22 protein-coding genes are annotated in these 23,907 nt (G+C 64.6%); 14 read left to right on the top strand and 8 right to left on the bottom strand.

Annotated features, from left to right (window positions below; all coding sequences use genetic code 11):
* The first annotated feature begins 152 nt into the window (after window positions 1–152).
* Both AC066Y_RS01895 and AC066Y_RS01890 read left to right on the top strand, forming a co-directional pair.
* The gene (locus tag AC066Y_RS01895; protein WP_176533957.1) at window positions 153–461 is read left to right on the top strand and encodes a hypothetical protein; all 309 of its coding nucleotides are present in this window, start codon (window positions 153–155) and stop codon (window positions 459–461) included.
* A gap of 50 nt (window positions 462–511) precedes the next feature.
* On the top strand, window positions 512–1,408 hold the full coding sequence (locus AC066Y_RS01890; protein WP_478272401.1) for a sigma-70 family RNA polymerase sigma factor: 897 nt from the start codon (window positions 512–514) through the stop codon (window positions 1,406–1,408).
* 180 nt (window positions 1,409–1,588) lie between these two features.
* Here the strand turns inward: AC066Y_RS01890 and AC066Y_RS01885 are convergent, their stop codons facing one another.
* The gene (locus AC066Y_RS01885) at window positions 1,589–2,143 is read right to left on the bottom strand and encodes a DUF805 domain-containing protein (RefSeq protein ID WP_478272400.1); all 555 of its coding nucleotides are present in this window, start codon (window positions 2,141–2,143) and stop codon (window positions 1,589–1,591) included.
* A gap of 383 nt (window positions 2,144–2,526) precedes the next feature.
* Between AC066Y_RS01885 and AC066Y_RS01880 the strand changes: the two genes are divergently transcribed.
* The 5 genes from AC066Y_RS01880 to AC066Y_RS01860 all read left to right on the top strand — a co-directional run bounded on the left by AC066Y_RS01880 (window position 2,527) and on the right by AC066Y_RS01860 (window position 7,338).
* Entirely contained in the window at window positions 2,527–3,711 is a 1,185-nt protein-coding gene (locus tag AC066Y_RS01880) for an ABC transporter substrate-binding protein (protein WP_478272399.1), read from the top strand.
* 284 nt (window positions 3,712–3,995) lie between these two features.
* Window positions 3,996–4,913 carry a branched-chain amino acid ABC transporter permease gene (locus AC066Y_RS01875; RefSeq protein WP_176533954.1) on the top strand — a complete coding sequence of 306 codons (918 nt, stop codon included), beginning with the start codon at window positions 3,996–3,998 and terminating at the stop codon, window positions 4,911–4,913.
* Window positions 4,910–5,857, top strand: a complete 948-nt coding sequence (locus tag AC066Y_RS01870) for a branched-chain amino acid ABC transporter permease (RefSeq protein WP_478272398.1) — start codon at window positions 4,910–4,912, stop codon at window positions 5,855–5,857. Before AC066Y_RS01875 ends, AC066Y_RS01870 begins: the two co-directional genes overlap by 4 nt.
* The gene (locus AC066Y_RS01865; RefSeq protein WP_478272397.1) at window positions 5,850–6,617 is read left to right on the top strand and encodes an ABC transporter ATP-binding protein; all 768 of its coding nucleotides are present in this window, start codon (window positions 5,850–5,852) and stop codon (window positions 6,615–6,617) included. Before AC066Y_RS01870 ends, AC066Y_RS01865 begins: the two co-directional genes overlap by 8 nt.
* Window positions 6,610–7,338: an ABC transporter ATP-binding protein gene (locus tag AC066Y_RS01860; RefSeq protein ID WP_478272396.1), complete on the top strand. Its 729-nt coding sequence runs from the start codon at window positions 6,610–6,612 to the stop codon at window positions 7,336–7,338. Before AC066Y_RS01865 ends, AC066Y_RS01860 begins: the two co-directional genes overlap by 8 nt.
* 285 nt (window positions 7,339–7,623) lie before the next feature.
* On the opposite strand, the gene AC066Y_RS01855 is transcribed toward AC066Y_RS01860, so the two are convergent.
* Complete coding sequence (locus tag AC066Y_RS01855) at window positions 7,624–9,060, bottom strand: glutamine synthetase family protein (RefSeq protein WP_478272395.1); 1,437 nt, start codon at window positions 9,058–9,060, stop codon at window positions 7,624–7,626.
* A 193-nt stretch (window positions 9,061–9,253) separates the two neighbouring features.
* Window positions 9,254–10,612: an aromatic ring-hydroxylating dioxygenase subunit alpha gene (locus AC066Y_RS01850; RefSeq protein WP_478272394.1), complete on the bottom strand. Its 1,359-nt coding sequence runs from the start codon at window positions 10,610–10,612 to the stop codon at window positions 9,254–9,256.
* 105 nt (window positions 10,613–10,717) lie between these two features.
* Between AC066Y_RS01850 and AC066Y_RS01845 the strand changes: the two genes are divergently transcribed.
* On the top strand, window positions 10,718–11,503 hold the full coding sequence (locus tag AC066Y_RS01845) for an IclR family transcriptional regulator domain-containing protein (protein WP_478272393.1): 786 nt from the start codon (window positions 10,718–10,720) through the stop codon (window positions 11,501–11,503).
* A gap of 6 nt (window positions 11,504–11,509) precedes the next feature.
* Here the strand turns inward: AC066Y_RS01845 and AC066Y_RS01840 are convergent, their stop codons facing one another.
* On the bottom strand, window positions 11,510–12,460 hold the full coding sequence (locus tag AC066Y_RS01840; RefSeq protein ID WP_224944277.1) for a helix-turn-helix transcriptional regulator: 951 nt from the start codon (window positions 12,458–12,460) through the stop codon (window positions 11,510–11,512).
* 126 nt (window positions 12,461–12,586) lie between these two features.
* Between AC066Y_RS01840 and AC066Y_RS01835 the strand changes: the two genes are divergently transcribed.
* From AC066Y_RS01835 to AC066Y_RS01815, 5 genes are all read left to right on the top strand, one after another.
* On the top strand, window positions 12,587–14,119 hold the full coding sequence (locus AC066Y_RS01835) for a benzoate-CoA ligase family protein (RefSeq protein WP_478272392.1): 1,533 nt from the start codon (window positions 12,587–12,589) through the stop codon (window positions 14,117–14,119).
* 131 nt (window positions 14,120–14,250) lie between these two features.
* The gene (locus AC066Y_RS01830) at window positions 14,251–15,060 is read left to right on the top strand and encodes an alpha/beta fold hydrolase (RefSeq protein WP_478272391.1); all 810 of its coding nucleotides are present in this window, start codon (window positions 14,251–14,253) and stop codon (window positions 15,058–15,060) included.
* A 164-nt stretch (window positions 15,061–15,224) separates the two neighbouring features.
* Window positions 15,225–16,913: a 2,3-epoxybenzoyl-CoA dihydrolase gene (gene boxC / locus AC066Y_RS01825; protein WP_478272390.1), complete on the top strand. Its 1,689-nt coding sequence runs from the start codon at window positions 15,225–15,227 to the stop codon at window positions 16,911–16,913.
* Between the two features lie 178 nt (window positions 16,914–17,091).
* A complete protein-coding gene (gene boxB / locus AC066Y_RS01820) occupies window positions 17,092–18,528 on the top strand; it encodes a benzoyl-CoA 2,3-epoxidase subunit BoxB (protein ID WP_478272572.1) in 1,437 nt (478 codons plus the stop codon).
* A 334-nt stretch (window positions 18,529–18,862) separates the two neighbouring features.
* Window positions 18,863–19,702, top strand: coding sequence for an alpha/beta fold hydrolase (locus AC066Y_RS01815; RefSeq protein WP_478272389.1), 840 nt, complete (start codon window positions 18,863–18,865; stop codon window positions 19,700–19,702).
* Window positions 19,703–19,828: 126 nt separating this feature from the next.
* On the opposite strand, the gene AC066Y_RS01810 is transcribed toward AC066Y_RS01815, so the two are convergent.
* Together AC066Y_RS01810 and AC066Y_RS01805 are read right to left on the bottom strand one after the other, a co-directional pair.
* Window positions 19,829–20,188, bottom strand: coding sequence for a DoxX family protein (locus AC066Y_RS01810; RefSeq protein WP_478272388.1), 360 nt, complete (start codon window positions 20,186–20,188; stop codon window positions 19,829–19,831).
* A 122-nt stretch (window positions 20,189–20,310) separates the two neighbouring features.
* Window positions 20,311–21,183, bottom strand: a complete 873-nt coding sequence (locus tag AC066Y_RS01805) for an NmrA family NAD(P)-binding protein (protein ID WP_478272387.1) — start codon at window positions 21,181–21,183, stop codon at window positions 20,311–20,313.
* Between the two features lie 116 nt (window positions 21,184–21,299).
* On the opposite strand from AC066Y_RS01805, the gene AC066Y_RS01800 reads away from it, so the two are divergent.
* Window positions 21,300–21,725, top strand: coding sequence for a winged helix-turn-helix transcriptional regulator (locus AC066Y_RS01800; RefSeq protein ID WP_478272386.1), 426 nt, complete (start codon window positions 21,300–21,302; stop codon window positions 21,723–21,725).
* Between the two features lie 153 nt (window positions 21,726–21,878).
* Here AC066Y_RS01800 and AC066Y_RS01795 read toward each other — a convergent pair whose 3' ends face one another.
* Window positions 21,879–22,679, bottom strand: a complete 801-nt coding sequence (locus AC066Y_RS01795) for an SDR family NAD(P)-dependent oxidoreductase (RefSeq protein WP_478272385.1) — start codon at window positions 22,677–22,679, stop codon at window positions 21,879–21,881.
* A gap of 165 nt (window positions 22,680–22,844) precedes the next feature.
* Entirely contained in the window at window positions 22,845–23,903 is a 1,059-nt protein-coding gene (locus AC066Y_RS01790; protein ID WP_478272384.1) for a polysaccharide deacetylase family protein, read from the bottom strand.
* Window positions 23,904–23,907: the final 4 nt, after the last annotated feature.

The following is a 23,907-nucleotide window of genomic DNA, read 5'->3' as shown; positions in this document are numbered from 1 at the left end:
CTTGCGGCGCGCTCGTCGACAAGACGATCCGGGATGGGCAAAGGATGCGGCAAAGAATTATTTTTGCCGGACCGCATCCTTTGACCGCCGGCAAACGTCCTTGGATATGACGCGGCCGGTTCGGGCCGCAGAACCAGGCCAAGGAGGCTGCGATGAGACGGACCCTGATCAGGTACAAGACCAAGCCGGAAATGGCGGACAAGAATGCCGCGCTGGTTGCGGCCGTGTTCGCCGAGCTGAAGGCGGCGAACCCGGATGGCGTGCGCTATTTGACCCTGCGGCTGGAGGACGACACCTTCATCCATATGGTCGAGACCGCGGCCGATGACGGCTCGAGCCCGATCCCGAAGCTGGCGGCTTTCCAGGCCTTCCAGGACGGCATCCGCGATCGTTGCGCCGAGCCGCCGCTGGTTCGCAGTGCTGTGATTGTCGGAAACTATCGTATGCTGGATGCGCCGTGAACCGACGGGCCTTGAACCGACTTGCCTTGAAGCGATCTGGCGGAGCCATCATGACGTCACCACCCCAAGCGCCGGCCGCGACCGATGTCGAGGCGCTGCTGGCGGCGATGCGGCCAAGGCTGCATCGCTATTGCGCCCGCATGGTCGGATCGGTCATCGACGGCGAGGATGTGCTGCAGGACGCGCTGATCAAGGCGATGGAAGCCTTCGCGCCCGCAGCCCCGATCCAGCAGCCGGAAGCCTGGCTGTTCCGGATCGCGCACAACACCGCGCTCGATTTCCTCAGGCGGCGCAACCGCCAGGAAGCGCTCCACGCGCCGGAGGAGGTGGACATGATGGCCGGAGAGCTTGACGACGTCAGCCGCCGCGAGATCGCGGCAAGCAGCCTGCGCACCTTCATGCGGCTGCCGGTGGCGCAGCGCTCCAGCGTGATCCTGATGGATGTGCTCGGCTGCTCGTTGCAGGAGGTCTGCGGCATCATGGATTTCAGCCTGCCCGCGGTGAAGGCCGCACTCCACCGCGGACGTACGCAGCTGCGTGCGTTCTCCCGCGAGCCCGACGATGCGCCGCGGCCCGGCCTGTCGCCGGCCGATCGTCTCAGGCTGAACGCCTATGTCGGCCGCTTCAATGACCGCGACTTCGATGCCATCCGCGCCATGATCGCCGATGACATCAGGCTCGAACTCGTCAATAAGACGCGGCTGAACGGCAAGGCCGAGGTGTCACGCTATTTCGGCAATTATGCGAAGATCGACGACTGGCACCTGGTGACCGGACAGGTTGAGGGACGTCCCGCGATCCTGGTGTTCGATCCGAACGCACAGGGTCGGCCGCCGCGATCGTTCATGCTGCTCGACTGGTCGGCCGACAAGGTCGCGGCGATCCGGGATTTCCGCCACGCGCCCTATGCGATCGACGACGCCGAATGGGCGGTGGATCAAGGGTGAACGGCTTTCAACGCGTGGCGCAGTGACGGCGCCACAAACTCCGTGTCGTCCCGGCCTCCGAGCCGGGACTACGAATGACAGTTGGTGCGCGATGCCCGGGCCACAGCCTGCTTCGACAAACTAAGCCGGTGGTTATGGGTCCCTTGGCTTTCGCAGGGACGACTGTGGAGAGAGGGGCCGCTAGCGCGTCTTGCCGCCGAACTCGCCATTGGCGACGCGCGCGATGCGGCTGGTTGGTGTGGCCGGCGCGCTGCTCCTGCTCCAGAAGCCATCCGATCCGCCGCCTGTATCGCGCGGCTGCGCTGGCGGCTCGTCATCGGCATAACCGCTCGGCCAGAACAGGAGGGCGATCGTCAGCCCGAGATTGACAAAGGCACCCACGGCGGTTGCTTGATGCCTGGCGCCGATCGCCCATGCCGGAAACTTCTGGGCGATTAACCCGTCGATGATCGTAAATGCGATCCAGCCCACGACCACGACGACCGGATCCCATCCGATGTCGCGGATGCGCATGCAGTGCAGCGTGAACGAGGCCACAATGAAGATGCCGGCGACTGCGAGAACGGGCCAGCCCAGTTGCTCCAGCGTCAGCGGCGCGCCGTAGCGGACCTTCTGATAGGCCTGGCTCGCGATGCCCATGCACATCACCGTCACCGCGATGCCAAGGGCGATCGAGGCGAGAAAATAGTGCAGCCGGCCGATCCGGGCGTTTAAGCCGAACAGAAATCCCAACATGGTGATGCGTTCCTCTCGGCTGAGGCTCGCGCGGCACTACTTTCCGGACCATGAACGCGCCGGGTTTGCCGACTGCGGTGGTTTCCGGTTGCTTGACCGGAAGCATCAATTCCGCTGCACCGCCCCAAGGGGGAGACGGGCCCTGCGACAATCGTTGCCTACGCAACCGGCATTATATTTCTTGCAATGGTCGATTTGGACGAACTATGATGCAAGGTGCTGGGGTATGCGCCGAAGGTTCAAATCGAGTGCCGTCGGTTCATGCTTGCTGCACACTTGCGATATCGCGCACAAAACACGTCACAGAACGGCGCGCGCAAAGCGTGACCCCCAGGCCTCGTGATCAAGCCTGGCGGGATCTTTGGTTGAGGAGGGGAGTGAATATGAAAAAGGCATTCTGGCTGGCAGGCGCCATGAGTCTAGGGCTGGCTCTGGCGCTCGCGCAGCCTGCGACGGCGGCTGACAGCGTCAAGATCGGCTTTGTCTCGACCTTCAGCGGTCCGACCGCCGTGATCGGCAACGACATGCGCAATTCGTTCGAGCTCGCGCTCGACCACCTTGGCCGCAAGATCGACGGCAAGCCGGTCGAGGTGATCTACGAGGACGACCAGCAGAAGCCCGATGTCGGCAAGCAGAAGACCGAGAAGCTGGTGCAGTCCGACAAGGTCGACTTCATCGTCGGCTACATCTGGTCGAACGTGCTGCTGGCGTCGCTGAAGACGGCGGTCGATTCGAAAACCTTCCTGATCTCGGCCAATGCCGGTCCGTCGCAGCTCGCCGGCGAATTGTGCTCGCCTTACGTGTTCTCGACCTCCTGGCAGAACGACCAGACGCCCGCCGCGATGGGCCTCTACATGAACCAGAAGGGCGTCAAGTCGGTGTTCCTGATCGGCCCGAACTACGCCGCCGGCAAGGACATGCTCGCGGGCGTGAAGAGCACCTTCAAGGGCGAGGTGGTCGGCGAGGAATACACGGTGTGGCCGAGCCAGCTCGACTTCTCCGCCGAGCTGACCAAGGCGCGCAACTCCAAGGCCGAGTCGATCTTCGTGTTCTATCCGGGCGCGGCCGGCGTCCAGTTCCTGAACCAATACGCCCAGGCCGGCATCAAGGCGCAGATCCCGCTCTACACCGCCTTCACCGTCGACGAATTGTCGCTGCCGCTGCAGAAGGACAACGCGATCGGCATTCCCGGCGCGCAGGAATGGGTCAACGACCTGCCGAACGCCGAGAACAAGAAGTTCGTCGAGGATTATCGCAAGAAGTATCCCGGCCTGCGCCCGACCTATTACGGCGCCCAGGCCTATGACGCCGCCCAGCTGATCAACAGCGCCGTCGTCGCAGCGAAGGGCGACCTCACCAAGAAGGACGCCATGAAGGCGGAGATGGAGAAGGCCAACTTCAAGTCGCTGCGCGGCCCTTTCAAGTATGGCAACAACCACATCCCGATCCAGAACTTCTACCTGCAGGACGTGGTCAAGGACGCCGACGGCCAGCTCTCGCTGAAGACGGTCGCGACCATCGTCAAGGACGACCAGGACAAATTCCACGACAAGTGCGCGATGAAGTGAGGGTCGCGCGCCTTTTGGCGCGCGGCTTGCTTTCTTCACCTCGCCCCGCTCTTGCGGGGAGAGCATAGGCCGCCTCCGGCGGCCGTTCTTGAAGAAGGACGCCGAAGCGCAGCTCGGCTATGCGCGAAGCAATCGGGTGAGGGGGGACTCTCCACGAGTCCGGTCTGCGGAGGCAGCCCCTCACCCCAACCCTCTCCCCGCAAGAGCGGGGCGAGGGAGAACGCGCAGCGTGCAACGCGACTGCGCGCGCTGCCGCTGTTTTGTTTCAGCCCATTGAAGGATCCATGTATCTCGTCGTCGAACAACTGCTGAACGGCCTGCAATTCGGCCTGCTGCTGTTCCTGCTGGCGGCCGGACTGACGCTGGTGTTCGGCATCATGGATTTCGTCAACCTGGCACACGGCTCGCTCTACATGATGGGCGCCTATTTCGCGGCGACCTTCGTGGCCTGGACCGGCAGTTTTGTTCTCGGCGCGCTGCTGGCGCTGGGGGCGACGCTCTTGCTCGGCATCGTGCTCGAATATGTCGCGCTCCGGCATCTCTACGGCCGCGACCATCTCGACCAGGTGCTGGCGACGTTCGGCCTGATCCTGTTCTTTAACGACGCCGTCCGGCTGATCTGGGGCCCGGCCGGCCTCGCGCTGCCGCTGCCGGCCTGGCTTACCGTGCCGGTGCAGATCATTCCCGGCGTTTACTATCCGGCCTACCGGCTGATGATCATCGTGGTCGCGCTGGCGGTTGCCGCGATGCTCTATCTCGTCGTGATGCGCACCCGCGTCGGCATGCTGATCCGCGCCGGCGCCTCCAACCGCGAGATGATCGGGGCGCTAGGGATCAACATCAAGCTGCTGTTCACGCTGGTATTCGGCTTAGGGGCCGCGCTCGCCGGTCTTGCCGGGCTGATGCAGGCGCCGATCCTCACGGTGCAGATCGGCATGGGCGAGAACATCCTGATCCTCGCCTTCGTCATCATCGTGATCGGCGGCATCGGCTCGATCCGCGGCGCCTTCATGGCCGCGGTCTTCGTCGGCATCATCGACACGATGGGTCGCGCGTTTCTGCCCGACCTGCTGCGCAAGGTGTTGAGCGGGGCGGCGGCCTCGACCGCGGCGCCGGCGCTGTCCTCGATGCTGATCTATCTCCTGATGGCGATCATCCTTGTGCTGCGGCCCGAAGGGCTGTTCCCGGCGGCCAAACGATGATGCCCAAGCTCAACGCTTCGAACGCGGTTGCGGCGCTGCTGTGCGCCGCGCTGGTCCTGCTGCCGGTCTATTCGGCGGTGACGGGCAACATCTTCATCCTCACGCTGTTCACCCGCATCGCGATCTATGCGCTGGCGGCTGCGAGCCTCAATCTGATCATGGGCTATGGCGGCATGATGAGCTTCGGCCATGCCGCCTATCTCGGCATCGGCGGCTATGCCGTCGGCATCCTCGCCGCCGAGGGCATCGGCTCCGGCTTCATCCAGTGGCCGGTGGCGCTCGCGGTCTCGGCGCTGTTTGCGCTGTTGATCGGCGCGCTCAGCCTGCGTACCCGCGGCGTCTATTTCATCATGATCACGCTGGCCTTCGCGCAGATGGCCTATTACGTCGCCTCCGCGCTGTCGCGCTACGGCGGCGACGACGGATTGACCGTCTACAAGCGCAGCGATTTCGCCGGCCTGATCAATTTGTCGGACCGCAACCAGTTCTATTATCTCTGCCTCGCCTGCCTGTTCGGCGGCCTCTATCTGATCTGGCGCATCGTCAATTCGCGCTTTGGCCTGGTGGTACAGGGCGTCCGCTCCAACGAGCAGCGCATGCAGGCGATCGGCTTCCATGCCAACCGCTATCGCCTGGTCTGTTTCGTCATTGCTGGCACGATCTGCGGCCTCACCGGCGCGCTGCTCGCCAACAACACCGACTTCGTCAGCCCCGCCGTGATGTACTGGACCCGCTCCGGCGATTTGATGGTGATGGTGATCCTCGGCGGCATGGGCTCGCTGTTCGGCCCTGTCGTCGGCGCGACCGTCTATCTGCTGCTCGAGGAGCTGCTGTCGCAGTTCACCGAATATTCGGGACTGATCCTCGGCCCGGTGCTGCTGTTGATCGTGCTGTTCGCGCGCGGCGGCATCATGGGCCTGCTCGGGAGGATGAGCCGTGGTTGATCCCTTGCTCCGCGTCGACAATCTGGTCCGCCGCTATGGCGGTATCACCGCGACCGACAATCTTTCGATGGAGGTTTTGCCGGGCGAGCTGCACGCCATCATCGGCCCCAACGGCGCCGGCAAGACCACGCTGATCAGCCAGCTCACCGGGCAGGTGATGCCGAATTCCGGCACGATCCGCTTTGCCGGCCGCGACGTCACGAGCCTGCCGTCCTACAAGCGCAGCCGGCTTGGGCTGGCGCGCTCGTTCCAGATCACCTCGCTGCTCAAGGATTTTTCCGCGATCGACAATGTCGCGCTCGCCGCGCAAGCGCATGACGGCCACTCGTTCCGCTTCTGGGGCAATGCGCGCAAGGAGCGGCATCTGCGCGCCACCGCGCGCGCGGCGCTGGAGCGTGTCGGCCTCGGCCAGCGCGCCGATATCGTGGTGTCGCAACTGAGCCATGGCGAGCAGCGCGAGCTCGAGCTCGCGGTCGCGCTCGCCACCAAGCCGCAGCTCTTGCTGCTGGACGAGCCGATGGCCGGGCTCGGCGCCACCGAATCCGCGCGGATGGTCGCGTTGCTGAAAGAGCTGCGCAAGGAAGTCACCATCGTGCTGGTCGAGCACGACATGGAGGCGGTGTTCGCGCTGGCCGACCGTATTACGGTGCTGGTTTATGGCCGCGTCATCGCCTGCGGCGTGCCGGATGCGATCCGCAAGGACGAAGAGGTCAAGCGCGCCTATCTCGGCGATCAGCATGCGGTGACGCGCCATGGCTGATATTAAAACCGCTGAAACCTTGCTCGAAGTCGACGCGATCGAGACCTGCTACGGGTTGAGCCAGGTGCTGTACGGCCTGTCGCTTCAGATCAAGGCGGGAGAGATGGTCGCGCTGATGGGCCGCAACGGCATGGGCAAGACCACGACCATCCGCTCGATCATGGGCCTGACGCCCGCGCGATCAGGCGCCATCCGCTTCGCCGGCGTGGCGGTGCGCAGCCTTCCGTCGTACAAGATCGCAAAGCTCGGGATCGGCTTGGTGCCCGAGGGCCGCCAGATCTTTCCGAACCTGACGGTGCGCGAAAATCTCGTCGCCGCATCAGGTAATCGCCTCAACGCCTCCGATCCCTGGACGATCGACAAGATCCATGCGCTGTTCCCGCGGCTCGCCGAACGCACCAGCAATATGGGCGTCACGCTGTCCGGCGGCGAGCAGCAGATGCTCGCGATCGGCCGCGCGCTGATGACCAACCCGAGGCTCCTGATCCTCGACGAGGCCACCGAAGGGCTTGCGCCGTTGATCCGCGACGAGATCTGGAGCTGCCTGTCGATGCTGAAGGGACGCGGGCAGTCGGTGTTGGTGATCGACAAGAACGTCGGAAACCTCTCCCGCATCGCCGACCGCCACTACATCATCGAGCGCGGCCGTACGGTGTGGAGTGGGACGAGCGAGCAGCTGATCGCCGAGCCCGAGCTGCAGCACAAGTATCTGGGGATTTGATCTTAGGGTCCCGCTCTCGCACCACACTCAACGTCGTCCCGGCGAAGGCCGGGACCCATTGCCACCGCTGTATGTGGGTATAACAAGCCGGGGCCACAGCGAGACAAATACGACACCCTGTGGTTATGGGTCCCGGCCTTCGCCGGGACGACGAGGCAAGGGCCCCAGGTCCCGTCCCGTCACCCTGAGGAGCGCGTAGCGCGTCTCGAAGGGGCGACGGCCACCGGCCGGGCCGTGCATCCTTCGAGACGCGCTTCGCGCTCCTCAGGATGACGGATTACGGGTTCAAAACATCTCGAAATATTCGCGCTGCTCCCAGTCCGACACCTCGGCCTGGAAACGCTCGATCTCCGCGTTCTTGATGAAGACGTAATAGTCGACGAACTCAGGCCCCATCGCCCCGCGGAAGAACGGATCGTCTTGAACCGCGAACACGGCTTCGCGCAGCGACTTCGGCAAGAGCGCGGCCTTGGTCTCGTAGGGCGTGTCGGCGGACGGGCCGGGATCGAGCTTGCGGTCGACGCCGTCGAGGCCGGAGAGGATTTGCGAGGCCATGTAGAGATAGGGATTGGCGGCCGGCTCGCCGATCCGGTTCTCCAGCCTCGTTGCCGGATCATTCGTGCCGCCGAGCACCCGGATCATCACGCCACGGTTGTCGCGGCCCCAGATCGCGCGGTCCGGCGCCAGCGAATAGGAACGGTAGCGCTTGTAGCCGTTGATGGTGGGCGTCGTGAACACGGTCGAGGCCCGTGCGTGCTCGATCAGGCCTGCGAGCCAGGCGCGGCCGAGCGGGCTCAACGGCTCGCCGGTTTCCTTGGCCATGAAGACGTTCTCGCCATTGGCGCGCGACACCAGCGACTGGTGCAAGTGCCAGCCGCTCGCGAACACGTTCGGCAGTTTCGGCCGGCACATGAAGGTCGCGTGATAGCCGTGGCGGCGCGCGATCTGTTTCACCGCAGAACGAAACAGCACCATGATGTCGGCGGGCGCGAGACCCACAGTGGGCGCGAAGGTGAATTCGCACTGGCTCGGGCCGAATTCGACCTCGACCGTGCGCAAGGGCAGGTCGAGCGCGATGATGTCGCGGCGGATGATCTCGAGCGCCGGCTCCATCTGATCGTAGCGCTGCTCGGTGAGATACTGGTAGCCATGCGACAGCAGGCTGACCGACGGCGGTCGCCCGGGCTGGCCGGCATCCTCCGGCGCCATATGCGCATCGTCGAGCCTGAACAGATGGAATTCGACCTCGAGGCCGGCGACGAAATCGTAGCCGCGGCTTCCGAGTTGATCGAGCACCTTGCGATAGAGGTTGCGGGTCGCGAACGGCACCGGCCGTCCGTCGCTGAAATAGAGGTCGCACAGCAGCCAGCCGGTGTTCTCCGCCCAGGGCAGCACGCGGAACGTGGTGGGGTCGGCGACCATCAGCACGTCGGCCGCACCCTCCATCTCCTTCATGCCGAAGCCGCCGCCTGACGTGAACACCGGAAACACCGTCTTGTGCGAGGTGTCCTTGGCGAGCATCGTCGTGGTGATGGAGCAGCCGCCCTCCAGCGAGCGCACCGCTTCGCTGGCGATCAGCGTCTTGCCGCGCAGGATGCCGTGCTGGTCCGGGAATGACAGCCTGACGACTTCGAGGTTCTTCTCCTCGACAATACGGCGGAGGCGGCTCGCGGCCTCCTTCTGCTCATCCGACCACAGGCTGTGACGCTCGACGAAACTCACTGCGCCACTCCTTCACTTCTCCCTCGCCCCGCTCTACGCGGGGAGAGGGTCGGGGCGAGGGGCTCTCTCCGCCGATTCGATTCATCGATAGACCTGTACCCCCTCACCCGGATTGCATCTGGCGATGCAATCCGACCTCTCCCCGCAAGCGGGGCGAGGTGAAGGATACCGTGCTGCGCCATCGAAACCATCTTCACTCCGCCGCCGTCAGATGATGCACCTTGCCGGCGATCTCGCGCGGCACGGGAGCGGCCCACGGCGCGCCGCGGCGGCGCTTGACGTCCACCTCCATCCAGTAGAGCTCCCAGCCCAACGTCGGCCCGATGCCGTCCATCGTCGCCGGGCCCTGGATGCTGCGCGCGGAGGCGTCGTCGAGGAACAGCATCGGCTTCTCGCCGCCGCCGACCTTCTCGATCTCCTGCCGCAGCAGCCGGCGATACTGCACGATCGCCTTGTCGCTCTGGCCGAGATGCTCGTTGGTGCGGTCCTGGATCGCGCCCATCGATTCCACCGCCCACTGGTCGTGGACGTTGATGTCGGTGCCCATGCCGGTATAGGTCTCGGTCGCCTGCTCGTGCGGATCGAAGCCGTAATCGTTGCTGCGGTTCTTGCGCGACTTGTAGTCGGGCAGCGTATAGAGCGCGAGCCGCTGGTCGCGCATCTTCTGCTTGTCGACCGGCGCCGCATAGCTGGTGAAGATCGCGTACCAGTAGCAGTTCTCGTCATCGACCGGCACGTGCCACTGCGTGATCGTCATCTCCGTCGACATCGGGATGACGAAGCCGTGCGGGAACAGCTGGTTGGTGACGCGCACATGGGTGCGCTCCGCGTCGAGCTCGCGCAGCGCGATCAGGCGCAGGCCGTATTCGGTGTGCTCGACATTGATGATCGGCCGGTCGTATTCGCGCAGGATCTTGGTCATCGGCATGTCACTGCCGGCGGAGGCACCGCGGAACTGCTTGCCGTAGGCCGCCGAGGTGTCCTCGTCCTCGAAGAAGCGATGCAGAAAGGAGGCGTGCGCCGGATCGATGCCGACCTCGAGCGCTTGCAGCCAGTTGCAGTTCATGTGGCCCTTGAACGCGAACGTGTGGCTTCCCGGTGCGACGAAGCAGTCGAGCTCCGGAAATGCCGGCGGGGCGCCTTCGCCGAGATAGGTCCACAGGATGCCGCTCTTCTCCACCACCGGATAGGAGCGTTGTTTGGTGCCCTTGCACAGCTGCGATCCGACAGGTTCGGCCGGAGTCTCGATGCACTGGCCACTGGTGTCGAACAGCCAGCCGTGGAAGGCGCAACGCAGCCCGCCATGCTCGAGCCGGCCGAAGGCGAGGTCGGCGCCGCGATGCGCGCAGTGACGATCGATCAGCCCGTAGCTTCCGTCCTCGCCGCGGAACAACACCAGGTTTTCGCCGAGGAGCCGCACCGGCCGAACCGGGCGCGGCCCTTCCAATTCATCGACCAGCGCCGCCGGCTGCCAGTACATCCGCATCAGCTTTCCGCAGGGGTCCTTGGCCCCCGTGCGGGTGATCAGATCGTTCGCTTCCTGGCTCATCATGGCGGCGTCTCCCGACTTTGGATTTGTTCGCCTATTGAACGAATGTGCGAATTATGACATGTCTGTTTCGGACAGCAAGCGCAATTTTTGAACCGTTCAAAGCCCATGCCCAAGCTGAAGCGGACCGATCAGGACGACCGCGCCACCGACTTCGTCGAGGCGCTCGATCGCGGCCTGCGCCTGTTGCAGGTGTTCGGCACCGTCGCGGGTCCTGCGACCTTGAGCGATCTGGCGCGTGCCGCCGACCTGCCGCGCGCCACCGCGCGCCGCATCCTGTTCACGCTCGCGCGTGGCGGCTTCGTCGCCACCGACGGCAAGCTGTTCACATTGACGCCGCATGTGCTGACGCTGGCGGGCTCGTTCCTGCAATCCAACCAGGTGGTGACGGTGCTGCAGCCGGTGCTCGATCGCATCGCCACCGCAGCGCAGGAGATCGCCTCGCTCGCGCTGCTCGATGGCGACGACGTCGTGTTCGTCGCGCGCTCGAGCCCGACGCGGGTGTTCTCCGCCGGTCTCGATATCGGCTATCGGCTGCCGGCGTTCTGCACGTCAGTGGGCCGCGCCATGCTCGGCCGGCTCGGCGATGCCGAGCTTGCGGCACGCCTCAAGGCGATGCGCCGCGATCCGGTGACGCCGCAGACCACGACCGATCCGAAGCAGCTGCTCGCCGCCATCATCGCCGATCGCGCGCAGGGCTACTCACTGGTCGACCGCGAGGCCGAGCCGCATTTCCGCTCGATCTCGGTGCCGGTGCGTCGCTATGACGGCACCATCGTCGCCGCCATCAACATGGGCGCGCATGTCGATCGCGTGCCGGCCAAGGAATTGATCGACCGTTTCCTGCCGCTGCTGCGCGATGGCGCGGAGGATGTGAAGAGCCGGCTTTTTTAGCGGCGGCTACAGCGCGACGCTGCGCAGCCCGAACGAGCGCGCTTCGTTCTGCAGCACCGGCCGCACGGAATCGATCAGCCGCGCCGCGGCTGCGTCGACCGAGAGTCCGGCGGTGTCGACCACCGCCGATGCGCGCGCATAGAGCGGTTCGCGGCTGACCAGGATATTGCGCAGCTCCGCCATCGCCGAGCGGTCGTCGGCCATCGGGCGCAGGTCGCCCTGGCGGCGGACACGGGCCATGTGCTCCTCCGGCTCGGCCTTCAGCCAGATCGTGTAGAACGACGACAGGATCAGGTCGAAGGTCAGCGCCTCGGAGACGATGCCGCCGCCGGTCGCCAGCACCATCAATTCCTTGCGCGCCAGCAGCTGCGTCAGCGCGGCCTGCTCCATGCGGCGAAAGCCTTCCTGGCCGTACAGCGCGATGATCTCGGCAACCGACAGGCCGTTCTGCGCCTCGATCTCCTTGTTGAGCTCGACGAAGCTCCAGCCGATCTTCTTCGCCAGCATCCGGCCAAGCGTGGTCTTGCCGGCGCCGCGCAGGCCGATCAGCGCGATGCCGGAGAACGAGGCGCCGCGCGGCGCCAGCGGGCTGCTGCCGGCGAGCATGTCCTTGGCCTGCGCGATCTGGTTCGGCGAAGCCTTGCGCAGCAGATCGCGGATCACCGCCCAGTCCGGAACCGGCTCGCTCGAGGGGATCAGATCCTCGAGATGCGCGCCCATCGCCCCTGCGACACGGCGCAGCAGCACGATCGAGACATTGCCTTTGCCGCTTTCGAGCTGGGCGATGTAGCGTTCGGAAATGCCGGAGACCTTGGCGAGCACCTTGCGCGACATGCCGCGGAGCGCGCGCATGGTGCGCACGCGCTGGCCGAGCTGTTCGAGGAAGTCGGTTTCCGGATCGTTGGCTTCGGTCATGATCCCCGTGCGACGCGCGGTCCTGACTGAATCAGGTCCAATGATCTAGGAAACATAATGCCGACGAGGATTGACAGCAAGCCAATGTGGTGGCTTTGTATGAATTATAATTCTTAAATCTTGACGGGAGAGGGCAGGCGCAGTGCGCCTGTGCCTGAGGAGCGGGCCATGACCTACAACGCAGTCTCCTGGCTGCTCGACCGCAATGTCGATGAGGGCCGCGGCGACAAGGTCGTGTTCGACGATACGGTGTCGCAAATCACCTATGGCCAGTTGCAGCAGCAGACCCGCCGCGTCGGCAACATGCTGCGCCGGCTCGGCGTCCGCCGCGAGGAGCGGATCGCCATGATCATGCTGGATACGGTCGATTTCCCGATCGTGTTCCTCGGCGCGATCCGTGCCGGCGTGGTGCCGGTGCCGCTCAACACGCTGCTGACCGCGGAGCAGTACGCCTACATCCTCGGCGATTGCCGCGCGCGCGTGCTGTTCGTCTCGGAAGCGCTGCTGCCGGTCGTGAAGGACATCATCGCGCGCATGCCCGACCTCGAGCATGTCGTGGTCTCCGGCCAGGACGCGCACGGCCACAAGAAACTGTCGGACGAGATCGCGCGCGAGAGCGACGTGTTCGCGACCGCGCCGACGCATGCCGACGAGCCGGCGTTCTGGCTCTATTCGTCGGGCTCGACCGGCATGCCGAAGGGTGTGCGGCATCTGCATTCCAATCTCGCGGCGACGGCGGAGACCTATGCGAAACAGGTGCTCGGTATCCGCGAGGACGATGTCGGGCTGTCGGCGGCAAAGCTGTTCTTCGCCTATGGGCTCGGCAACGCGCTCACCTTCCCGATGTCGGTCGGCGCCACCACGGTGCTCAATTCGGAGCGTCCGACGCCGGCGGTGATGTTCGCGCTGCTGAACAAATATCATCCCAGCATCTTCTTCGGCGTGCCGACCCTGTTCGCGGCGATGCTGAACGACGAGGCGACCAAGGCGCAAGCCGCGGGCAATCGCCTGCGGGTCTGCACCTCGGCCGGCGAGGCGTTGCCGGAATCGGTCGGCAATGCGTGGCGCGCGCGGTTCGGCGTCGACATCCTCGACGGCGTCGGCTCGACCGAGCTGTTGCACATCTTCCTGTCGAATGCGCCTGGCGACATCAAATACGGCTCCTCGGGGCGTCCGGTGCCCGGCTACAAGGTGCGGCTGGTCAACGAGCAAGGGGCCGATGTCGCCGATGGCGAGGTCGGCGAACTGCTGGTCGATGCGCCCTCGGCAGGCGAGAGCTACTGGAACCAGCGTGCCAAGAGCCGCGCCACCTTCGAGGGTGCGTGGACCCGCACCGGCGACAAATACACGCGCGATGCCGACGGCCGTTACACTTTCTGCGGCCGCGCCGACGACATGTTCAAGGTCTCCGGCATCTGGGTCTCGCCGTTCGAGGTCGAGAGCGCACTGATCACCCATCCCGCGGTGCTCGAAGCCGCCGTCGTGCCGGAGGCCGATCCGGAAGGCCTGCTCAAGCCGAAGGCCTATGTGGTGCTGCGGCCCGAGAGTTCGGCCGAAGGCCTGCACGAGGCGCTGAAGGAACACGTCAAGCAGAAGATCGGGCCGTGGAAATATCCGCGCTGGATCGATGTGGTCGACAATCTGCCGAAGACGGCAACCGGCAAGATCCAGCGATTCAAGTTGCGGGAACACGAGCACTAACTCCCCACGTCGTCCCGGCGAAAGCCGGGACCCAACCACAGGCTTCAGTTGTTGCGCAAAAGCCGTCGGACACCATTTCTCAAAACAGCGGCCGCGGCGTATGGGTCCCGGCTTTCGCCGGGACGACGATCATGACGAACTTGAACCCCACAGGCTTCCTCAGCATCGACGGCGCCGATCTCGAATACCGGTTGATCGGCCCGTCACCCGAGACGGCGCCGACACTCGTGATGCTGCATGAAGGTCTCGGCTGCGTCGGGCTGTGGGGTGATTTTCCCGAGAAGCTGCAGGCGGCGACCGGCGCCGGCGTGTTCGCGTATTCGCGCGCGGGTTATGGCTCCTCGTCGCCGGCGAAGCTACCGCGTCCGGTCGACTACATGCATCGCGAGGCGCTCGACGTGCTGCCGAAGCTGCTCGACCGGATCGGCTTCCGCCGCGGCCTGCTGGTCGGTCACTCCGACGGCGCGTCGATCGCGGCGATCTATGCCGGCGCGCATCAGGATCATCGCCTGCACGGGCTTGCGCTGATCGCGCCGCACTTCGTCGTCGAGGACATCTCGGTGAAGTCGATCGCCGAGATCAAGACGGCGTATGAGACCACCAATCTGAAAGAGAAGCTGGCGCGCTGGCACAAGGATGTCGACAACGCCTTCCGTGGCTGGAACGACGCCTGGCTCGATCCGGCTTTCCGCGACTGGGATATCTCCGAATATCTCACCTATATCCGCGTGCCGGTGCTGATCGTGCAAGGCGCGGACGATCAATACGGCACGATGCGCCAGGTCGAGATCGCCCAGGACGAGTGCTACTGCCCGGTCGATGTCGCTGATATCGCCGGTGCCGGACACTCGCCGCACCGCGAGGCGCCCGCGGTGACGCTCGACGCGGTCACCGAATTCGCCAAAGCGGCGCTGCGGGACGACCCGGCACTGGCGGCCTGACTTTTGGTGCCGGTGCCAGGCCATTGGCCCAGCGGGTGAATTCCCGAACATGAAACAAAATGCATGTTTTTGCGTTTTGGACTAGACCAGATCGAAAACATGCATTATTGTGCATGGAGACATCGACAACGAACCTTCGAACGAACAACAGATAAGGGTGGCCCATGGCTGGTGACGATCGCGTCCTTGCAGGCGGGGCGAAGTACATCGACTTCCAGACCAACCCGTCGCGCTACCGGCACTGGAAGCTCGACGTCGCGGGCGACGTCGCGACGCTGACCATGGACGTCGACGAGAACGCCGGCCTGTTCGAGGGCTATCAGCTCAAGCTCAACTCCTACGACCTCGGCGTCGACATCGAGCTGGCGGACGCCGTGCAGCGCCTGCGCTTCGAGCATCCCGAGGTGAAGGTCGTGGTGATGCGCTCGGGCAAGAACCGCGTGTTCTGCGCCGGCGCCAACATCCGGATGCTGGCGGGCTCGACCCACGCCCACAAGGTCAACTTCTGCAAGTTCACCAACGAGACCCGCAACGGTCTTGAAGACTCCAGCGAGAATTCCGGCCAGAGCTTCATCACCGTCGTCAACGGCACCGCGGCCGGCGGCGGCTATGAGCTGGCGCTCGCGACCGATCACATCATGATGGCCGACGACGGCGCCGCCGCCGTCGCGTTGCCGGAAGTGCCGCTGCTCGCGGTGCTGCCGGGCACCGGCGGCCTGACCCGCGTCGTCGACAAGCGCAAGGTGCGCCGCGACCACGCTGACTTCTTCTGCACCATCGAGGAAGGCATCAAGGGCAAGCGCGCGGTGCAGTGGCGCCTGGTCGACGAGATCGCGCCGAACTCCAAGCTCGAGGGCAAGCTTGCCGAGCGCGTCAAGGAATTCGCCGCCAAATCGAAGCGCAACGGGGAGGGCAAAGGCATCGCACTGGCGCCGCTTCAGCGCACCATCGACGACAGCGCGATCCGCTACGGCTTCGTCAGCGTCGACATCGATCGCGCCGCGCGCATCGCGACCATCTCGATCAAGGCGCCGGAAACCACGGCGCCCGCCGACATCGACGGCATGATCGCGCAGGGCGCTTCGTTCTGGCCGCTGCAGGTCGCCCGCGAGCTCGACGATGCGATCCTGCATCTGCGCATCAACGAGCTCGAGACCGCGATGCTGGTGTTCAAGAGCCACGGCGACCGCGCCAATGTCGTGTCCTATGACGCGTTCCTGGAGGCCAACAAGGCGCACTGGCTGGTCAATGAGGTGAGGCATTACTGGAAGCGCGTGCTCAAGCGCATCGACGTCACCTCGCGCACACTGGTGACGCTGGTCGAGCCCGGCTCCTGCTTCGTCGGCACCCTGGCCGAGCTCGTGTTCGCCGCCGACCGCTCCTACATGCTGATCGGCCAGAAGCAGGGCGACAACCGCCCGCCGCCGGCGATCGAACTGACGGCGATGAATTTCGGGCCCTATCCGATGAGCCATGGCCTGACCCGGCTGCAATCGCGCTTCCAGGCCGACCCAATGGATCTGGAGCGCGCGCAGGGCTCGATCGGCAAGGCGCTCGATGCGGAGGAGGCCGAGGAGCTCGGCCTCGTCACCTTCGCACTCGACGACATCGACTGGGACGACGAGGTCCGCGTGTTCTTCGAGGAGCGCACCTCGTTCTCGCCCGATGGCCTCACCGGGATGGAAGCCAATCTGCGCTTCGTTGGTCCCGAGACCATGGAATCGAAGATCTTCTCGCGCCTGACAGCGTGGCAGAACTGGATCTTCCAGCGGCCGAATGCGGTCGGCGAAGACGGCGCACTGCGCCGCTACGGCACCGGCCAGAAGGCGCAATTCGACATGACGCGAGTGTGAGGCAAATACCGCCGTCATCCCCGCGCAATGGCGTCGCCATTGTCGCTGGAGGTGCGAGCGTTAGCGAGGATTAGGACCAAGCCAGCATCCTTCGACGCGCTACGCGCTCCTCAGGATGACGGTTGAGCAAGACACGATAGACGTCGGACCGATACCAGGGAGCACGGCCATGAACATCATGAACGTCGATTACTCGACCAAGATTCCAAACAACGTGAATCTCGCCGAAGACCGCCAGGTGCTCAAGGCGCTGGAGGGCTGGCACCCCGGTTACATGGACTGGTGGAGCGACATGGGTCCGGAAGGATTCCAGGAATCGCTCGTCTATCTGCGCACCGCCTATTCGGTCGATCCGCGCGGCTGGGCCAAGTTCGACTATGTGCGGATGCCCGAATATCGCTGGGGCATTCTCCTTGCTCCACAGGAGGAAAATCGCGTCATTCCGTTCGGCGAGGACTACGGCAAGCCGGCCTGGCAGGAAGTCCCCGGCGAGCATCGCGCGATGCTGCGCCGCCTGATCGTGATCCAGGGTGACACCGAGCCGGCCTCGGTCGAGCAGCAGCGCCATCTCGGCAAGACCGCGCCCTCGCTCTACGACATGCGCAATCTGTTCCAGGTCAATGTCGAGGAAGGCCGCCATCTCTGGGCGATGGTCTATTTGCTGCAGAAGTATTTCGGCCGCGACGGCCGCGAGGAGGCCGACGATTTGCTGCGCCGCCGCTCGGGCGATGCGGATAGCCCACGCATGTTAGGGGCCTTCAACGAGGCGACGCCGGACTGGCTGTCGTTCTTCATGTTCACCTACTTCACCGACCGCGACGGCAAGATGCAGCTGCACTCGCTGGCGCAGTCGGGCTTCGATCCGCTGTCGCGCACCTGCCGCTTCATGCTGACCGAGGAAGCCCATCACATGTTCGTCGGCGAGACCGGCATCACCCGCGTCGTGCAGCGCACCTGCGATGCGATGTCGGAAGCCGGCATCACCGATCCGAACGACATCGCCAGGATCCGCGCGCTCGGCGTCATCGATCTTCCGACCATCCAGAAGAAGTTGAACCTGCACTATTCGCTGTCGCTCGATTTGTTCGGCTCCGAAGTGTCGACCAATGCGGCCAACGCGTTCAACGCCGGCATCAAGGGCCGCTACAAGGAAACCACGATCGAGGACGATCACCAGCTCAAGAGTTCGACCTATCCGGTCATGAAGATGGTGGACGGCCAGATCAAGATGGTCGACGAGCCGGCGCTGACCGCGCTCAACATGCGGCTGCGCGACGACTACACGCAGGATTGCGTCAAGGGCATGCTGCGCTGGAACAAGGTGATCTCCACTGCGGGCATCGACTACAAGCTCGCGGTGCCGAACACCGCCTTCCACCGCCAGATCGGCGAGTTCAAGGATATCCACGCGACGCCCGATGGCCTCTTGATCGACGACGATACCTGGGCCAAGCGCAAGAACGACTGGCTGCCGTCGACCGCCGACGGCGACTTCATCGCCTCGCTGATGAAGCCGGTGACCGAACCCGGCGAGTTCGCCTCCTGGATCTCGCCGCCCAAGGTCGGCATCGACAACAAGCCCGGCGACTTCGAATATGTGAGGATCGAGAGCTGATCGTCAGCTAAAGCGCGATGAGATCAGGTTGAATCGTCATCGTGCTTTAGCTCTTTGTTCGAGCATGGTCTTTTCGGAAAGCCGCTTCGTACTTTTCCGGATCATGCTTTAGCAGTTCCTCTCCTCCCGGAGGGGCCGAAAAGGGGTAAGCCGAGAAGGTCCTGGCTTGCCCCTTTTCTTTCTTGAGGCGTGCGTTCGCTCGCGTGCGATCAAGCGCTGGGGCTTCCCGGCTTGACAAGCGCGATGCCTTCGCGCGGAGATCACACAGCTTCAACATGAACCGCAATGACGGCTTGAGCCGGTTGTCGCGGATCGGGATAACGGCGGGGCCATCATGAGCGAAGAGATTTTCCCGGGGCCGAGCCTGCGTCCGCTCAAGCTCCAGCTCGGTGAGCAAACGATCGCGGGCTTCGAGAGCGCGGGTACGGGCCGCGACATCTTGCTGATCCACGGCAATTCGTCGTCATCGCAGATCTGGCAAAAGCAACTCCAGGGGCCGCTCGGCGCCAAATACCGGCTGATCTCGATCGACCTTCCCGGTCATGGCAGCTCGTCGCCTGCGCCCGATCCGGAGCATGGTTATTCGGGTGCGGGCTATGCCGGCGCCATTGCCGCGGCCGCAAAAGAACTCGGCCTCAAGGACGCGGTGGTGGTGGGCTGGAGCCTTGGCGGACATGCCGTGCTCAATGCCGCCCCGGCATTGCCGATGGCGGCCGGGCTGATGATTTTCGGGACGCCGCCGATTGCCAAGACGCCGGACGGATTTTCCGGGTTCAAGGGGCTGTCGGCGACCACCTTCACGCCGGCGCCCAGCGATGCCGAGATCGCGGCCTGGCTGAAAACGGTCTTCGCGCCGGACTATGCGCCGTTGCCCGCATTCGTCGACGCCGATTTCCGTCGCACCGACGGCAATGCGCGCGGCTATCTCGGTGCCAGCGTGCAGGCCGGCCGCTTCGCCGACGAGGTCGAGATCGTGCGCGGCCTCGGGATTCCGCTGGCCATCGTGCATGGCAGCGAGGAACAGATGGTCGATCTCGGCTATCTGCAACGGCTGTCGGCGCCGACATTGTGGCGCGGCCAGGTTCAGGTGGTCGACGGTGCCGGCCACGCCACGCAGTGGGAAAGAGCCGAAGCCTTCGACCGACTCGTCGATGCGTTTGCGTCGAGCCTTTGAACGACGACAGGGGGCGGCTACTCACCGTTCGCCAGTCCGGACGTGCACGGAGCCGTGCAACGATGTTGAGATTTTCCCCCGTGAACGCGCGCACGCGGAGATTCCCTCGGCCTCCAGTGGTGACGGTCATGCCGAACTGGGGAGCCGCTTCGGCCAGGCAACCCAGCCGACGACTATCGATAGTGTTACCACGACAAGCGGCGCCAGGCCGTGCCCGTATTCACCGTGGAGTGTGACGGTCGCGAGCGCTGCCAACATCACAGTGCAGCCGAGCGCCGAGCCCCATAGCCGCGTCCGTGCCCGCGCCAGCAGAACGGCGGTCGTGAGTTCCAGCGATCCGGTTACGAAATGGAACCAGTACGGGTATCCCCACCGCAGATATTCTTCGTAGATTGACCCAGGGGCGAAGATGTTGCTGAGCGATCCCACGACGAAGAAGGCTGCAAGCGCCAAGGCCGAGACTTGGTGCCAGGAAATTTTTGACATTTGTCCATCCTTTTCTGATGAGGGCGTCGCGGAGAGACGGCCGGCCGCGACGCATTCATTCCGACGGAGATGCGAATTTCCGGAACAGGTCCGAAGTCGCATCTCATCGCTGATCCGCGGACCTAAGCCGTGGCGGCCTTCTGGGCCGTCGCGAAGACATCGCGGGGCAGCGTTGTGCCAGCGACGCGCTCCGTGCCCGCTACGCCGAGGTCCATCCAGCCAGCGTTGACGGCGTCGAACATCGCTTCAGCCGGTCCGGTTTGACCCTTCGGGATGCCGAGTTGTTCGAATGCTGCCGGCCACTCGGCCCGCGGGACAGCGAAGGCCTTGACTTCGCGCTGCATGACATCGCCCAGTTGCGTGGCGACTTCATCCGCGCTGACCATCGAACCAAGTTCGATGACGCGCTGCCCCGACCACGCCGGCCCGGTCAGCAGCGTCGCCACCTCGGCACCGATGTCGTTCGTCGCGACCATGGTCGATTTCCGGTTGGTCGGGTTGTAGTAGACGGGGAGCGTGCCGCCCTGGGCGACGTGCAGGCCGTAAAGGAAATTTTCGAAAAACCCGCCGGCCCGCACGAAGGCGGTCGGCGATGTCAGTTTGCGAAAGCCTTGCTCCAGCAACGACAGGGCCGTGATCATCCCCAGCCCGCTGGTTCTGTTCGCGCCCATCGACGAGAGCCCGACGACCCGCGGCGGCGCGGCCTTGGTCAGCGCCTCGACATAGTTCGCGATGACGCTCTTGGCTTCCTTGAAGTCCGGCGAGGGGGCCCAGACGGCTGGCAACATGACGAACGCGCCGTCGACGCCCTTGAGCGCCCGCTCGATGGCGGCCGTGTCGTTCCAATCGCCGTCCACCAGTTCCACGCCCTGGTCCGTCCAGCTTGCCGCCTTCGCGCGGTCGCGAACCAGCGCCCGTACTTTCTTGCCTTGCGCCAACAGATGCCTGGCCGTTGCGCCGCCGACTTTTCCTGTAATTCCAGTGACTAGAAACATGCGTATTCTCCAGGTGCCAAATGGCCTATATTCTAGGGTAGGTCTCACATGGAGACCTCCGGCCTGCACCGTAAGGAGGCAGTTTTTTGTAACCAGGAGAGAAAAAGGGGACCGGCATGAGCGATGCATTGAGCGCGATCGAGCGATTCAGCCGATATCAATCGGACGACGCCCAGTCGGTAGAACCCGTGCATTGCCCGGTGCGCGACGTGCTCGATTGCATCGGCGACAAGTGGAGCATCCTCATGATCATGACTCTCGCGACGGGACCGCGGCGCTTCGGCGAGCTTCGCCGAGCCATCCGCGACATCTCGAAGCGCATGCTCACGCAGACGCTGCGCGACTTGGAGCGCGACGGACTTATCACCCGCCATGTCTTTCCGACCAAGCCGCCGAGCGTTGAATATCGCCTTTCCCCGCTAGGCCAATCCCTGCTGGACCCGATGGCGAGCCTCATCGATTGGGCCGACCGTCGCTATCCGGATATCCATGCTGCGCGCGTCCGCTTTGACGGAGCCCCCTGTGATGTCCCGCGTGAGTGATGTGAAGCAGAAGTTCACATCATCGCGCGTGTGAGGTCTGGCGGCGTGCTTCAGATGGAGCTAGCCAGAGGCGTCGGAAAGGGCGCCCCGCTGCGGGCGAGGCGCCCTTTGTATTACCAGTGATGCTCTGATGGGCGTAAGAGGCGCGGTCGCTTATCCCGCGATCTCCAGCCCTGCGGTCGCGTAGACCACGCCGCCGTCGACCGCGATGGTGTTGCCCACGACATAGTCGCCGGCGCGCGAGGCGAGATAGATCGCGGTGCCCGCCATGTCCTCGTCGCTGCCCACCCGCCGCGACGGAACGCGCTGCGCGACCTCGTCGGCGTGGTCGCGCGCGGCGCGGTTCATGTCCGACTTGAAGGCGCCAGGCGCGATCGCGGTGACGTTGATGTTGTCCTTGATCAGGCGCGTCGCCATCCGGCGCGTCAGATGGATCACCGCGGCCTTGCTGGCGGCATAGGAATAGGTCTCCATCGGGTTGACGAAGATGCCGTCGATCGAGGCGATGTTGATCACCTTGCCGGGCTTGTCATGGGAGGCTGCGGCGCGCAGCGGCTTGGCCAGCGCCTTGGTCAGGAAGAAGATCGACTTGACGTTGAGGTTCATCACCTTGTCCCAGCCGCTCTCCGGGAATTCGTCGAAGTCCGCGCCCCATGCGGCGCCGGCATTGTTGACCAGGATGTCGAGCTTCGGCTCGCGCTTGATGATCTCGCTCGCGAGCTTGTCGCAGCCCTCGACGGTCGAGATGTCGATCGGCAGCGCGATGCATTCGCCGTCATAGGCGGCGGTGAGCTCCTGGGCGGTGGCCTCGCAGGGACCTGCCTTGCGCGCGGTGATGTAGACCTTCGCGGCGCCCTGCGCGAGAAAGCCGGCGGCGATCATCTTGCCGATGCCGCGCGATCCCCCGGTCACCAGTGCGACGCGGCCCTTCAGTGAGAACAGATCCTTGAACATGCGCTCCTCCATTGCGTTGCCAGTGGTTCTGGGCGCGGCCGGGGATCGAGTCAAGAACAGGGAAGGGACCGGTAGCCCGGATGGAGCGAAGCGAAATCCGGGAAAGTGCTATCCGTAGATGCGACTGCCCCGGATTGCGCTTCCATCCGGGCTAGGAGGAGTGGACTACGCCGCGTCGATGCGGCGGAAGCCGTTCCATACCGCGGTGGCGGCGCCGGATGTCAGCACCGGCAAGAGCCGCGCGTCCTGGTAATTGCCGTTGAGCGAGACCCGCTGCAACGCGGTCAGGTGGTCGGCGCTTTCGGCAAACAGCATGCCCGGCCGCGTCGTCACCGCGGTCCGAAAGCCGATCGATCTGGCGAGGGAGAATTCGCGCTGTCCGGCGGCGATCCGGTCGCCATAGGGATAGGCGAGATGCGCGACCTGCCGTTGCAGCGCCTCCTCGATCCGCGCCCGGCTGGTGGCGAGTTCGAACGATGCGATCGTCTCGCTCTGCTTGGCGAGATTGCAATGGGTGATGGTGTGGGCGCCGATGGTGACCAGCGGATCGTCGGCAAAGCCGCGCAACTCGTCCCAGGACATGCAGAGCTCGCGCGCGATGCCGGCCTCGTCGACGCCGTGGCGGGCGCACAGCGCGGATATCTCGGCCTGCATCTCCTTCTCGCCCGGCAGCGAACGGAGCCAGTCGTGCATGCGGCCGAACGCCGTGCGCTTGGCTTGCGGCGTCGCGGTGTCGATCCGCGTCATGACGCCGGCGATCGGCACCTCGATCGCCGATGCTGCCGCGATGATCCGCTCCAGCGCGATCCACCACAATTTGCCGCAGCCCTCGGCGAAATCGCTCGCGACAAAGACCGTGAACGGCGCGCCGAACTCGCGCATCACGGGCAGCGCGAAATCGCGATTGTCGCGGTAGCCGTCGTCGCAGGTGAAGCAGGCGAAGCGTCGCGCGAAATTCCGTTCGGTGAGGCGGCGATGCGCCTCATCCATGCTGACGACATCGACGTCGAGCGCGCGCAGATGCGTCAGCATCGCGCGCAGGAAGTCCGGCGTGACCTCGAGATGATGGTTCGGCTGGAACGCGTCGGCGCGCCGTGGGCGGACGTGGTGCAGCATGAAGATGGCGCCGACGCCGGCAAAGATCGGCCGCAGCAGGATGTGCGCACCCGAGAAATACAACGCCTCCATCCCGGCACGGATCACGGTGTTACGGAGTTGTTTCATGAGG

The organism is Bradyrhizobium sp. USDA3010 (assembly GCF_056429065.1).
The sequence above is the reverse complement of the archived record's forward strand: the minus strand, read 5'-3'. Positions and strand labels throughout refer to the sequence as shown.